The organism is Corticicoccus populi (assembly GCF_042686195.1).
GTDB classification, from domain to species: Bacteria; Bacillota; Bacilli; order Staphylococcales; family Salinicoccaceae; genus Corticicoccus; species Corticicoccus populi.
On record NZ_JBHUOQ010000004.1, the window covers coordinates 130,732 to 144,026 of the forward strand.

General features: G+C 40.7%; 10 protein-coding genes. 5 read left to right on the top strand and 5 right to left on the bottom strand.

Translation table 11 applies throughout. The annotated features are described in order from the left end of the window. Nucleotides 1-217: 217 nt before the first annotated feature. The 4 genes from ACFSX4_RS10405 to ACFSX4_RS10420 all read left to right on the top strand — a co-directional run bounded on the left by ACFSX4_RS10405 (nt 218) and on the right by ACFSX4_RS10420 (nt 5,333). A complete protein-coding gene (locus ACFSX4_RS10405; RefSeq protein ID WP_377774315.1) occupies nt 218-1,885 on the top strand; it encodes a Na/Pi cotransporter family protein in 1,668 nt (555 codons plus the stop codon). Between the two features lie 121 nt (nt 1,886-2,006). Then, nucleotides 2,007-2,966: an AAA family ATPase gene (locus tag ACFSX4_RS10410; RefSeq protein ID WP_377774317.1), complete on the top strand. Its 960-nt coding sequence runs from the start codon at nt 2,007-2,009 to the stop codon at nt 2,964-2,966. After that, on the top strand, nt 2,956-4,158 hold the full coding sequence (locus tag ACFSX4_RS10415; protein WP_377774319.1) for a DUF58 domain-containing protein: 1,203 nt from the start codon (nt 2,956-2,958) through the stop codon (nt 4,156-4,158). The genes ACFSX4_RS10410 and ACFSX4_RS10415 overlap by 11 nt, the downstream gene beginning before the upstream one ends. After that, the gene (locus ACFSX4_RS10420) at nt 4,155-5,333 is read left to right on the top strand and encodes a hypothetical protein (protein WP_377774321.1); all 1,179 of its coding nucleotides are present in this window, start codon (nt 4,155-4,157) and stop codon (nt 5,331-5,333) included. The genes ACFSX4_RS10415 and ACFSX4_RS10420 overlap by 4 nt, the downstream gene beginning before the upstream one ends. 39 nt (nt 5,334-5,372) lie before the next feature. On the opposite strand, the gene glnA is transcribed toward ACFSX4_RS10420, so the two are convergent. The 5 genes from glnA to ACFSX4_RS10445 form a co-directional block, all read right to left on the bottom strand. Next, complete coding sequence (gene glnA, locus ACFSX4_RS10425; RefSeq protein ID WP_377774323.1) at nt 5,373-6,710, bottom strand: type I glutamate--ammonia ligase; 1,338 nt, start codon at nt 6,708-6,710, stop codon at nt 5,373-5,375. A gap of 26 nt (nt 6,711-6,736) precedes the next feature. After that, nucleotides 6,737-7,069, bottom strand: coding sequence for a MerR family transcriptional regulator (locus tag ACFSX4_RS10430; RefSeq protein ID WP_377774325.1), 333 nt, complete (start codon nt 7,067-7,069; stop codon nt 6,737-6,739). 195 nt (nt 7,070-7,264) lie between these two features. Continuing rightward, nucleotides 7,265-8,611 carry a sodium-dependent transporter gene (locus ACFSX4_RS10435; RefSeq protein ID WP_377774327.1) on the bottom strand — a complete coding sequence of 449 codons (1,347 nt, stop codon included), beginning with the start codon at nt 8,609-8,611 and terminating at the stop codon, nt 7,265-7,267. Nucleotides 8,612-8,731: 120 nt separating this feature from the next. Beyond that, nucleotides 8,732-11,089, bottom strand: coding sequence for an FdhF/YdeP family oxidoreductase (locus ACFSX4_RS10440; protein ID WP_377774329.1), 2,358 nt, complete (start codon nt 11,087-11,089; stop codon nt 8,732-8,734). A 35-nt stretch (nt 11,090-11,124) separates the two neighbouring features. Beyond that, the gene (locus tag ACFSX4_RS10445; protein WP_377774331.1) at nt 11,125-12,366 is read right to left on the bottom strand and encodes an L-lactate MFS transporter; all 1,242 of its coding nucleotides are present in this window, start codon (nt 12,364-12,366) and stop codon (nt 11,125-11,127) included. Nucleotides 12,367-12,491: 125 nt separating this feature from the next. Between ACFSX4_RS10445 and fdhD the strand changes: the two genes are divergently transcribed. Beyond that, entirely contained in the window at nt 12,492-13,274 is a 783-nt protein-coding gene (fdhD, locus tag ACFSX4_RS10450) for a formate dehydrogenase accessory sulfurtransferase FdhD (protein ID WP_377774333.1), read from the top strand. Nucleotides 13,275-13,295: the final 21 nt, after the last annotated feature.

The window sequence follows — 13,295 nt, forward strand, 5'->3', positions numbered from 1 at the left end:
ATCTTTTTCATATACTAAATATCTTCCAGTTTCTCATATTCACTTAAAATTGTCGAATAAATATATTATATATTCTGTGTCTTTAAAAAAATAAAGGGTTAATTTATTTATCCTGATGCAATTTGTACCATGAGTGTTTATAATATATTTACGTAATCTGTAGATTACTTAATAAACTATTAATTAATGGTGCCGTGGTGCCAGTGGAGGTATTACAATGGAATTAAGCCCGATGGAAGTGATTTTCACATTTTTGGGTGGACTCGGTATATTCCTGTATGGAATTAAACAAATGGGAGACGGCTTACAGGCCGCTGCCGGAGATCGACTTCGCGAAATATTAAACAAAATGACATCTAACCCGCTGCTCGGAATACTAGCCGGTATTATGATTACTGTTCTTATTCAAAGCAGTTCCGGAACAACTGCAATTACAATCGGTTTAGTATCAGCCGGATTTATGACGCTGAAACAGGCAATCGGTGTAATAATGGGTGCCAATATCGGTACAACGATTACGGCATTCATCATTGGATTGGATATCGGTGCATATTCACTGCCTATCCTGGCTCTCGGGGCTTTACTTATATTTTTCTTTAAATCACCAAAAGTAACCAACATCGGAAGGGTTCTCTTTGGATTTGGTGCTTTATTCTACGGCTTGGAACTTATGGGAGACGGTGTCGGACCGCTTGCGGAACTGGATACTTTCTCAAACCTAATGCTTTCAATGTCGGATAATCCGTTCCTTGGTTTCGGTGTCGGTACAATCCTGACTGTCATTGTACAAAGTTCAAGTGCTACAATCGCCATTCTACAGAACTTTTATGTGAATGACCTGATTGACTTGCAAGGTGCACTGCCTATCCTGCTTGGAGATAATGTCGGTACAACGATTACAGCGGTACTCGCTTCACTTGCAGGTACAATTGCTGCGAAACGTGCAGCAGCAGTCCACGTCACCTTTAACATTATCGGTGCCACAATATTTATGATTATTCTTCCAATCTTCATAATGTATGTAGGCTATCTTGAAAATGTATTTGATTTAAACGGACGGATGACTATCGCCTTTGCACACGGTTCATATAATGTGATTAACACTTTGATCCACATTCCTTTAATCGGATTTTTAGCATGGATTGTTACTAAAATAATTCCAGGCAAGGATTTCTCTGAAGACTTTAAAGCTTCGCATTTAGAGCCTTCATTATTAAAACAGTCTGCTTCACTTTCTCTGCAGGCTGCTCAAAAAGAAATTCAAAACCTTGGTACACTGACATTAAGTATGTTTGAGGATGCTCAAAAATACAGAAATACACAGGATCCAAAAGTGTTGAAACAGGTTTCCGAGAAAGCTGCGGTTGTTGATGCACTTCAGGACAGCATACGCAAATACCTTCAGGAGATTTCTAAATATACAACACCTGCTGAAGAAGATAATATCCGTCAGACAACGCTTCTTGAGATTAACCGTATCCTGTCAAAAGTCAGCCTGCAGGTTGTTCACTTTACAGAACTGAACCATAACAGATTCGAAAAAAATATCTCACTTTCCGAGGCAGCAGAAGAAGGACTTACAGATTTCTTTAATCATGTAGAAAAATCATACAGAAAATCTGTTGAAGCAATTGATATCTATAACCCTCAGGAGCTTGAAGAAATTTTACGTATGACTCAGAAGTCACATAAAATTGAAAGCAAGTTGAGAAAACAACACGTGAAACGTATGAATAAAGGTATATGTTCAACAGACGGCGGTTTGATATACGTTGATCTTATCGGAAGTCTTGAACGTATCGGCAGTAACACACGTGCAATCACAGAACTCAGCTTAGGTGACGATGTTGACAGTATCGGAGAAGAGTATACTATCTTCGACTAAATATTCATTCCGGCCGCTATCCGTAAGGACAGCGGCCTTTTTGTATCCTGTTTTTACTTATCTCAGGAAACTGGTATTATAGTATAAACACACATTTTACATATAAAGGGGCTTTTAACATATGAATGTAACTGAGTCACTCAATGAATTTAAAAATGAAATCGGAAAAGTCATAATCGGTCAGGAAAAAATCATTGATCTTATCTTTATCAGCCTGATACAGGGCGGACATATTCTTTTTGAAAGTGTTCCGGGTACAGGTAAAACTGCACTCTCAAAATCGATTGCCGGAGCAATTGGCGGAGATTTTTCAAGAATACAGTTTACACCTGATATTCTCCCAAGTGATATCACAGGTCTCAACATCTATAACCCGAAAACACATGATTTCGAACTTCAGATAGGTCCTGTCGATACTAATATACTGCTGGCAGATGAGATTAACCGCGCAACGCCCCGGAGCCAGTCTGCACTTCTCGAAGTAATGGAAGAAAAACAGGTGACAATAGACGGCAGGACGATACCTATTAAATCACCTTTCATTGTTCTGGCAACTCAGAACCCAATCGAATCCAGGCAGGGTACATTCGACCTTCCCGAAGCACAGATGGACAGATTTTTCATGAAAATTTCTTTGGGATATCCTTCAAAAGAAAACGAGTTAATGATGATGGACATCCACCGTCATTCAAATGTATCCAACGATATCAAAGCCGTCTTCACAATCGATGATATCCTTCAGCTTCAAAAAGAAGCAGAAGAAATAGAAGTGAATCAGACTGTAAAAAATTACATTATCGATCTTATTAATCAGACAAGAAGCCATGAACATATTGAACTTGGTGTATCACCCCGCGGTACTTTGGCTTTAATGCGTGCGAGCATTGGTATTGCGCTCATTAACAACCGTGATTATGTAACACCTGATGACGTAAAGTATATCGCTCCATTCGTACTGTCCCACCGGATTATTCTCAATATAGAAGGAATGACACTCAAAACACCTTCACAGGTCATAGATAATATTTTGAAACAGACAGAAGTCCCAGTGGAATATGGTGTTGCCCGTGATGAAGTATAAAGTAAATCATACCGAATCCAGCTTATACACGTCATTGATGGTCATTGTATTTATTCTTATACTGGCGCACAGCTTTTATGCCGGAGATGTAAATATATATTTAGTCCTGATTATTTCGCTCCTGCTCACTGTATTTATGTTCAACTATGTTTATGAAAAACATGTCGCAAAACACTTGAGGGTCGAGATTATTGATAAAGAAATTCGAAAATATAAGGGACAGAATGGTACTTTAAGACTTCGTATCCGTCAGAACGGTATGGTTCCCATCCTTGGTGCCGGTATCACTGTCACATGTGGAGATGACATTCAATTCAAGGAAGATTATTCACTTAAAATAAGAAATCAGTCCGAAACAAAATCCATTTTCTCAGTCTTTCAAAAAAGTGAATCGATTGTTGAACTGCCGTTTACTGCTGCAGGCAGAGGGACCGCTAAAATTTCAAAAAGTGTCATCAGCATTCCGAGATTGTTCGGTTTCGGTTCTATCGTACTTGAGAGTACCGGCCGTTCTGATCATGAAATTATTATTTATCCCGATTATCTCGCTTTTCACACTGAAGAGTTAAAGTCACAAATGAAACAGGGCGCATTTGCGAAAAACCACTCATTGTTCTCAGACCCGCTGTTGACACAGGGAACAAGAGATTACGAGACAATGGATAATATAAGAGATATCCACTGGAAACTATCTGCCAAAAACGGCGAACTGCGCACTAAAATTTATGAACAGACGACTGATATTTCATGGATGATTTTGATTAATCTGCGCTCAGAAAAAACATATGCTCCGCCTGCAAATATTGAGGAGATATTTGAGAAACTCGCATTTTTGACACACTATGCGACAGAGAGAGGTATTCCGTACGGACTAATTTCAAATATGAAAACTTTTGACAGCAGTCATTTTTTCAAGCTGGAGAAGAGTTCAGGAAAAGCACATTATAAAAACACACTTGAAACACTCGCGCGCATCAAAACCGTGACATTCACAATCAGCTTCGATAATTTTTTAAGGCATGTAGCACACCATGAAAGCATCCCCACCCATATTATATTCACCGGGAAAACCGATCCTTTAATCATAGAGGAACTTGCCTATTTCAGCCGTAAAGGGGCTTCACTCTATCAGCTCGATGAACACGGTCTGGAAAAATACGACCTTTCAGGAAAGCGGGTGGTTAAATCATGACACATTTAAAATACCACCTGTTATTTGCACATAAATATTTAATAGAGATGTTTCCGCTACTTATGTTCGGTTCACTGTTAAATATTTTAAATACCGGAAATCATACACCGCATATTACTTCAATGGTGATAATCTTCTTAGGTCAGCTGATTATCAGCCGGCTGATTGTGAAAAGATTTAATATCAGTTATGTTTATCTTTTAGTTCCTGTGTCGGCAGCGGCCATGTTCATGCTTGATTATTACTGGCTGACTGCTTTACTCATCCCTGCACTCAGTATTTATCGTCTGGAGCAGCTTCATGACAGTATCGAAAACACTTTGGAGCATGCCGCTATAGTCACTGCCTTCTCACTTCTGATACTTATCAATATGTTTCAGATTGGAGCGGCTGTACATTATATCAGTGTATTCCATATTATTTTCATCGTTATGATTGTATTTTATTTTCTTGGAAAAATCATTGTTCTGCTTTCAGACAGCCGTTACAACACCGTTATTTCTGTTAAACTGTTTGCAGTACTCACCGTATTGGTAATTGCTTCCACAGCAGTAATCAGTTTTATTTACCCTGTCACAATCAGTGTCGTACACTTTATTACTTCGAGGCTTCTTTACGGTTTTTCAGTACTTATCAGTCCAATGTTTAATTGGTTTGAAAACCTTAACCTTGAACCGCCTGAAATTGAGGATGAAGAAACACAGTCTGAACTTGGTGACGGTGAAATATTCACTCAGGAACCTTCAGAACCATTTTTATCAATCAACGGCGGGATGATAATCAGTATTTTACTCATTACTGCTGTCGTCATTATCATCGTTCTATACTTTAAAAAGCGCGGTGCACTGCATAAAAATAATGAGAATCAACCATCACAGAATATATATAGAGAAAGCATTCAGAAAAAAGCAGAGAAGAAAAGAACGGTGCCTGACCACAGAGTACGAAAAGAATATTTTGATTTTGAAAAGTGGCTCGCGAAACAAAAGCTCGGCCGGTATCATGATGAAACGATTAATGAATGGATTAAGCGTTTAAACCTTGAGTCGGTTATACCCGAAGAAGAAATCAACAATTATCTTCAATACCGTTATAAAGATACTGAGCTCAGTGATGAAGCATTCAAGGAGTTTAAAGATAACATTAAGATAATAAAGAAAAGGCTGTCCAAATAAAAAATGCAGTTCCGAAAAACCGGAACTGCATTTTTTATATTAATACTGGTTTAAGTACTGCTGTAATTCCCACTCAGAAACCTGAGAACGGTACATATCCCACTCAATACTCTTATTCACATGGAACTGTCTGTAAATGTGTTCACCGAGGGCATCACGGATAACACCATTTTCTCTCAATGCCTTCAATGCCGTGTAAAGTGTAGATGGCAGATCTTCAACACCTACAGCTTCTCTTTCCTCACGGGACATTTCATAAATGTTCTCGTTAACCGGTGCCGGCAGTTCAATTTTATTTTTAATGCCGTCAAGTCCGGCTTTTAAAATAACTGCAAGTGCCAGGTAAGGGTTCGCTGACGGGTCTACTGAACGCACTTCAGCACGTGTTGACAACCCGCGTGAAGAAGGGATTCTGAGTAACGGCGAACGGTTTCTTCCACTCCATGCAATATAGCTTGGCGCTTCATAACCAGGTACCAGACGCTTATATGAGTTTACAAGCGGGTTTGTTACTGCTGTAAAACCTCTGGCATGCTTTAGAACACCTGCCATGAAGTATCTCATGTCTTCGCTTAAGCCCATTTCATCATTTTCATCAAAGAATGCATTCTCTTTACCGTCAAATAATGATACGTTAAAGTGCATTCCGTTACCGTTGATTCCATGAAGCGGTTTCGGCATAAATGTCGCATGCAGATTATGTTTTCTTGCAACAGTTTTAACAACAAGTTTAAATGTCTGGATATTATCACACGCTGTTAAAGCATCTGCATATTTAAAGTCAATTTCGTGCTGTCCCTGTGCTACTTCGTGGTGGGATGCTTCAATATCAAAGCCCATGTCTTCAAGTTCAAGAACGATATCACGACGGCAGTTTTCACCTAAATCCGTCGGTGCCAGGTCGAAATAACCGCCCTGGTCATTTAATTCAGTCGTAGGGTTGCCATTCTCATCGAGCTTAAACAGGAAGAATTCAGGTTCCGGTCCAAGATTGAATGCTGAGAAGCCCATTTCTTCCATTTCTTCCAGTACACGTTTTAAGTTTGTACGCGGATCTCCTACAAACGGCTTTTGATCAACGCCGTAGATGTCACAGATTAAACGGGCAACTTTCCCTTTTCCTGCAGTCCACGGGAAAATAGTCCATGTGTTGTAGTCCGGTCTTAAGTACATATCTGATTCTTCAATACGTACAAAACCTTCGATAGATGATCCGTCAAACATCATTTCCCCATCCAACGCTTTGTCCAACTGACCGATCGGCAGTTCCACATTTTTAATTGTTCCTAAAATATCTGTAAACTGTAACCGGATGTAACGTACGTTTTCTTCTTCTGCAATTCGCTTAATGTCTTCTCTTGTGAATTCATTCTTCATAACTTACTGTCACTCTCCTAAAATAGTTATTGGAAAAATCTCGATAAATCTCCACGGTTTAAAAGCGGGTTATAATATTCATGATGCTTGAGCACTTCAGGGGACCTCAGTTTCTCAGGCTCATTCAAAATTTCTCCTATACGTTTCATCGTAAAGCCTTTTTCCATGTATGTCTGTATCTGGAGCAGGCGGTCCAGGTCATTCATCGAAAAAAGCCTGTGATTTCCTGTACTTCTTTCTGGAGAAATTAAATTTAATGACTCATAATATCTAATCTGCCTTGCTGTGAGATCGGTTAATTTCATTGCAGATGACATCGGAAAAATTGGAGTATTTCGTCGCATTCTATCCTGATTCATGGCAACCCCCTCAAGTCATGTTTTTATACTATCACAATAATTCTGAAAATACTAATTGATGTAAGATAATCTAACATGACCATTTTAAACCCCTCATATCACGGTTTTGAAGTGCGAATAGATGTTAAAGTATACAAAAATTTTATTTTTAAAAATAAAAAAAACCAAATCAAAGATTGATTTGGTCTCCGGTTTTTAACCGCCTGGTGTGAAATTAACAATGAATACAATAATAATAATCAGGGGCAGGAGGAACTTCAGCATGAAGATCCATGTTTTAAACAACCACATATATTTACTACCGTCGCTGACATTTACCTGAGCCATAGCCATACGTTTATCCATAATATAGCCTGTAAACACTGACGCGATTAAAGCACCGACAGGCAGAAGTATATTCGATACCAGGAAGTCCACATTGTCAAAAATGGTTCCTGCAAAAAATACAACATCATTCAGTACACCTTCAGAAAGTGCAGAAGGTACACCAATCAGAAATATAATAGCCGCAAATATATAAGTGACTTTTTTCCGTTTTGATTCATCGCCTTTAATTGTGTTGGCTACATTGATTTCAATCATCGAGATGGATGAAGTGACTGTAGCAAACAAAAATACCAGCAGAAATAATATATAAAACAGCATACCGAACGGAATCGCATTAAACACTTCCGGAATAACGACAAACACAAGTCCCGGACCTTCAGCATTTTCGACATTTAAAGATGCAATTGCCGGGAAAATCGCAAGACCAGCCATAATTGAAATTGTAACGTTCATCAGTACGATATATAAAGCCGATTTAGTCAGATTCTGTTTCTCATCCAGATAAGAAGCATATGTCATCATTGCTGTAACCCCGATACTTAATGCAAAAAATGATTGTCCCAGTGCAAAAAGAATCGCTTCTGTGGTAATTCCGCCGATGTCAGGTGTTAAGAAAAAGCTGACACCCTCCATCGCATTCGGAAGCGTAAGAGAACGGATGATGATAATGACAAATAATATAAACAGGAGCGGCATCATAATTTTAGAAGCACGTTCTATCCCCTGCTGAATACCCTGACCAACAATAACTGCAGTAAGCAGCATAAACGAAGCCTGCCCAAGCAGTGCATACAATGGGTTTGTAATCACTTCATTAAATGTCGCACCATAACTTGAGATATTCATTATATTCAATAAATCAGCACCTGCAACAACTAAATAAATCAAAATCCATCCGCCTATAACACTGTAGAAACTGAGCAGGAACATCGTTGCAATATTTCCTACCCAGCCGAGCACGCGGTATCCTTTTTTCCCGCCTAAATATTCAAATCCGTCAATCGGATTCCGTCCACTTGCGCGGCCGATTACAAACTCTGATAATAACAGCGGCAGACCGACTACTAATGTAAAAATTAAAAATACTAATAAAAAGGCGCCGCCGCCGTGCTCTGCTGTCATATATGGAAAACGCCACAGCGCTCCAAGTCCAATCGCAGAACCCGCTGCTGCCAGTATAAATCCTAATTTCGAGCCCCATTTTGACTGCTCCATTAACTTTCCTCCATTTCTCTTTTTCGATATTGTACCATACAAAACAAGGGAAAGTTTTTTGAATATTACATGATTTTACATAAAAAAGAAGCTGCATGATGCAGCCTCTCAATAGCTTACTTAATTCGGATTGTCTTCAAGGTCAGGAACCGGCTTTTCATAATACTGCCGGTCTTTATTTGCATTAAAGTGGTCTGCCTTCTCAAGCTTCACATCAGTCACGTAATCCGGCATTTCTACAAAGCTTTCATAAATCCCTTTTTCAACGAGGAAATTGCCTTCAGGGAACTGAACACCGAGATTGCCGTCTTTAATATCGGCGAATTTCACAAACCCCTGGAACACGCCGTTCTGATTGTAGAGCACAACCGCTTCTCCTTCATCGACACCCTGACGTTTTCCGTCCCTCTCACTAATCAGGACATCATAACGCCCCATATGGTTGAACGCATCCTTACTGCCGTATACCATGGAATTAAACTGCTTGCCCCGTCTCATCAGAAGCTTATACTCTCCTGCTTTTGCGTTATTATCCGGGATATCCATGCTGATTAAATTTGCCCTGCCGTCAGGCGTCGGACATATGCCGTCTTCACACAGCCATGCACCACCGTATTGATATACATCGCCGGCCTTTTTCAAATACTGCACCCCGTCATATTGAGGGTGTGCCTTCGCAATCTCTTCACGAATTTCCTGACCGGATTTAAAATCAATTAAATGCGCCGCCTCAGGTTTCACCCTTTTAGCCAGATCAACATATATCTTCCATTCACTGCGTGATTCAGCAATCCGGTTGCGGTTCCCTTCAATTTCAGGGGAGAAATAAACCATCCGTTCAGTCGATGTGGATAATCCGCCGCCGTCCTGCTCATAACGTGTTTTCGCAGGAAGCACAACTACTGTTTCCTTCGCATCAAGAAGGGTTGATGTGTTCAAAATAATATCCTGATGGACTCTGACCTCTAAGTTTTCAAGCGCCGACTTCACAAAGTTCGGATCCGGCATTGTTTCAAGGAAATTACCGCCGGACATATAGTACAGTTTGAGCTTTCTTTCACTGTCTTCCGGAAGCATCGCATTTTCAATTGTCACACCCACTGAATCTCCCGGCCACTCCGGCAGATTAAAGCCCCATAAACCTTCAATGCGTTTTGTATTCTCTTCATTGTAATCGCCGCCCGGGAGAGAGAACGGGTCGGCACCCATCTCTCCTGAGCCCTGTACACTTGAATGACCGCGAAGCGGCATCAGACCATTATGTTTTCGACCAAGCCATCCTCGGAGAAGCGCAAGGTTCGCCACCTGTGAGATATTATCTGTCGCATGCTTATGCATTGTCAGGCCGAGTGCCCATACCATCACACCATTTCTCGACCCTGCAAGTAAGTTCGAAAGTTCAATAATCCGCTCTTTAGAAACACCCGATGACTGAACGATATGTTCCCATGACTGGTTGATGACAGTTTCTTTCAGTTCATCGTAATTATTGACATGCGTCTGAACAAACTGATGATTTACTGCAGAACCTTCCACTTCTTCCTCCATATCAAACCAGTGCTTCATAATACCGTGCATCATCGCAATATCTCCGCCGATATTTACCTCATAAAAATCATCCGCAATTTTAGTACCGAAGAGTGCTGACTCCACTACAGACGGCACCCAGTAATTTTCCATCGCAGGTTCTCTGTACGGATTAATCACAATAATTTTTGTACCGCGCTTTTTGGCTTCCATCATATACTTTGTAGAGACGGGTGATGCATTCGATGCCACACTCCCCCAGAATACAAGCACATCTGTTCCAAGCCAGTCCTGATAGTTACATGTTGATGCCCCGACACCGACAGAGCGCTTTAATGCCGACTTACTCGGCGAATGGCAGATACGTGAAGCATTATCGATGTGATTCGTCTCTAAGTACCTTGCGATTTTAGATGCCGTATAGTATGACTCATTCGTAATTCCTCTGCTCGTTAAATAAAAAGCAAACTGCTTCGGATCAAGTGACTTCATCTTATCTGAAACAACCGTCATGGCCTCATCCCAGGATACCCGCTTGAACTTACGGTCTCCTTTTTTTCGAACCATTGGGTAAGGAACTCTTCCAAGCTCCCTGAGCTCCGCACTGCTTAATTTTCTAAGTTCGTCAATGTCCTGGTGAAGCATTTCAGGTTTAATCGGCGGCGCCGTATTCAGTCTGAGAACATTAAAACGGGTGGTGCATACGTGCGGTCCGTTCAAAGTCTGGTCCTGAAGCCCTCCGACACCAAGCGCACAGCCGTCACACACACCTTTTAAAATGATATTCTTTGCATAGTTCAAATTGTCTTTATTCTTCCAGGCAATCTTCGCAGAATCAATCATATGCCGCGGCTTCACTTTCGTTACACCGAACGGAATCGGACTGACCCATAAACTCTTATCCCATTTTTTCGTCTTATTAATTGGACCCGGGTGCAATGTTCTGCCCATAAAACGTTCCCCCTTGAATTATATTTTCATTTCTTTTACGCATTCGCTCTGTCCTTCAGCTTTTTAATATCTGTTCTTATTAATAATGATACCACGAGTGCCACGACAAACATTGCAACAAAGATATATAGAGTCATCGTATAACTGCTTGTCGCCTCATATATTCTGGAAATGATTAACGGACCGGCGAGTCCGGCTGCGGACCATGCCGTTAAAATATAGCCATGAATCGCACCCAGCTGTTTTGTACCGAAAATATCTCCAATATAGGCAGGAATTGATGCGAAACCACCCCCGTAACATGTCATAATCACGAATAATATGACTGCAAACAGTATCGGATTGGATACCAGCGGCAGAACAGCAAACATGACAATTTGAATCGCAAAAAATAATGTATATACATTCGGTCTGCCGATATAGTCCGACACAGATGCCCATGCGAGACGCCCTGCACCGTTAAAGACACCCATAATTCCTACAACCAGTGCAGCAGCGGCAGCACTCAGCCCGGTCATTTCCACTGACATTGGGCTCGCAACATTCAGTATTGCGATACCGCATGTAACGTTAATAAAGAGCATAATCCACAGAAAATAGAATCGTCTTGTTTTGACTGCTTCGTTTGCTGTCAGCTGCGCCAGATCTTTGACGGCCTTATCTTTTTCCTCTTTATCAATGCGGTCTCCTTTTGGATGATATCCTTCAGGCGGCTTTTCAAGATAAAGACTTGATACTATCATGACAACAAAGTAAACCGCTGCTAAAATGTAGAACGTTGCCGGAATACTGTAAGTCGTCATTAAATACTCCATCGCAGGACTTGCAATCATCGCAGCAAAACCAAAGCCCATAATCGCAAGACCTGTCGCCATGCCACGGCGGTCCGGGAACCATTTCACAAGTGTCGACACAGGTGTGATATACCCGATTCCAAGACCAATCCCGCCGAGAACACCGTACCCTAAATACAAAAGCCACAGGCTTTCAATCTGAACAGCATATCCCGCAGTCACCATCCCTGCAGCAAAGAATGTCGTCGATATAATCCCTGATGCTCTCGGACCATATTTTTCTACAAAATGCCCCATAAATGCTGCTGATAAGCCGAGAAATAAAATTGCGAGACTGAATGTCAATGACACATCTGATAAAGACCAGCCAAGCTCTTCCTGAAGCGGTCCGGTAAATACACTCCATGCATAAACTGATCCGATAGAAATATGTATGCCGACACCTGAACAGGCAATCAGCCAGCGATTCTTATTTACTTCCATTAATCTGCCCCCTAAGTTATCATTAAATGAAACGCTTTCAAAAATACAACTATGCCTATTATATTAACTATTCAAATAATTTACAATAATAGATAATAAAATCATTTTTAAGAGGTGAATCAACCATGGGGATTACGACTGAAATAGAAATTATAAAATACCAGAACAGTGAATTGAAAAAAGTAACGGACACAGTTGCGGAGGAGTTTCCGCTGACCGTTTATATTAATGATATTGAATTTGCCACCCTCGTATGTTCTCCCGAGTATTTAGAAAATCTGGTGACAGGTTTCCTTGCATCAGAAGGCGTTATTACATCAAAAAAAGAAATTCTTTCTGTAAATTTAGATGACAGCGGCGGTTTCTGCCACGTTAAACTTCACAGAGACATCCAGCCGGATCACTTCCAGTATACAAAAAGAATTTTAGGTTCCTGCTGCGGTAAAAGCAGGCAGTTCTATTTCCAGAGTGATGCTGATACCGCTAAAGTATCGATGACAAAACAAACGTTATCACCGGAACAATGCATCGCCTTAATGAAAGAAATGCAGGAAACAAGCACGATATTCAAGGAAACCGGCGGTATCCATAACGCAAGTATTGCATCACCGGAAAAAACACTTGTCCATAGAGGAGATATCGGCCGGCATAACGCCCTCGATAAATTATACGGTCACTGCATTTCAGAAAATATTACAGTACGTGATAAAATCCTCGTATTTTCAGGACGCATATCTTCGGAAGTTTTGACTAAGGCTGCAAAAATTGGCGTCGGTATCATTCTCAGCAAATCTGCTCCGACAGATCTTGCGATAAAGCTCGCACATGATTTAAACATTACTGCGGTCGGCTTCATCCGCGGCAGTTCCTTTAATGTGTACACCCATCCCTTTAGAATTAAGGGATGAAGATCATTTTTGATAAACTTT

Bases quoted from the DNA above. Each gene is read 5' to 3' on its own strand.
- ACFSX4_RS10405 (WP_377774315.1), top strand. From the start codon at position 218: ATGGAATTAAGCCCGATGGAAGTGATTTTCACATTTTTGGGTGGACTC.
- ACFSX4_RS10410 (WP_377774317.1), top strand. From the start codon at position 2,007: ATGAATGTAACTGAGTCACTCAATGAATTTAAAAATGAAATCGGAAAA.
- ACFSX4_RS10415 (WP_377774319.1), top strand. From the start codon at position 2,956: ATGAAGTATAAAGTAAATCATACCGAATCCAGCTTATACACGTCATTG.
- ACFSX4_RS10420 (WP_377774321.1), top strand. From the start codon at position 4,155: ATGACACATTTAAAATACCACCTGTTATTTGCACATAAATATTTAATA.
- glnA (WP_377774323.1), bottom strand. From the start codon at position 6,710: ATGAAGAATGAATTCACAAGAGAAGACATTAAGCGAATTGCAGAAGAA.
- ACFSX4_RS10430 (WP_377774325.1), bottom strand. From the start codon at position 7,069: ATGAATCAGGATAGAATGCGACGAAATACTCCAATTTTTCCGATGTCA.
- ACFSX4_RS10435 (WP_377774327.1), bottom strand. From the start codon at position 8,611: ATGGAGCAGTCAAAATGGGGCTCGAAATTAGGATTTATACTGGCAGCA.
- ACFSX4_RS10440 (WP_377774329.1), bottom strand. From the start codon at position 11,089: ATGGGCAGAACATTGCACCCGGGTCCAATTAATAAGACGAAAAAATGG.
- ACFSX4_RS10445 (WP_377774331.1), bottom strand. From the start codon at position 12,366: ATGGAAGTAAATAAGAATCGCTGGCTGATTGCCTGTTCAGGTGTCGGC.
- fdhD (WP_377774333.1), top strand. From the start codon at position 12,492: ATGGGGATTACGACTGAAATAGAAATTATAAAATACCAGAACAGTGAA.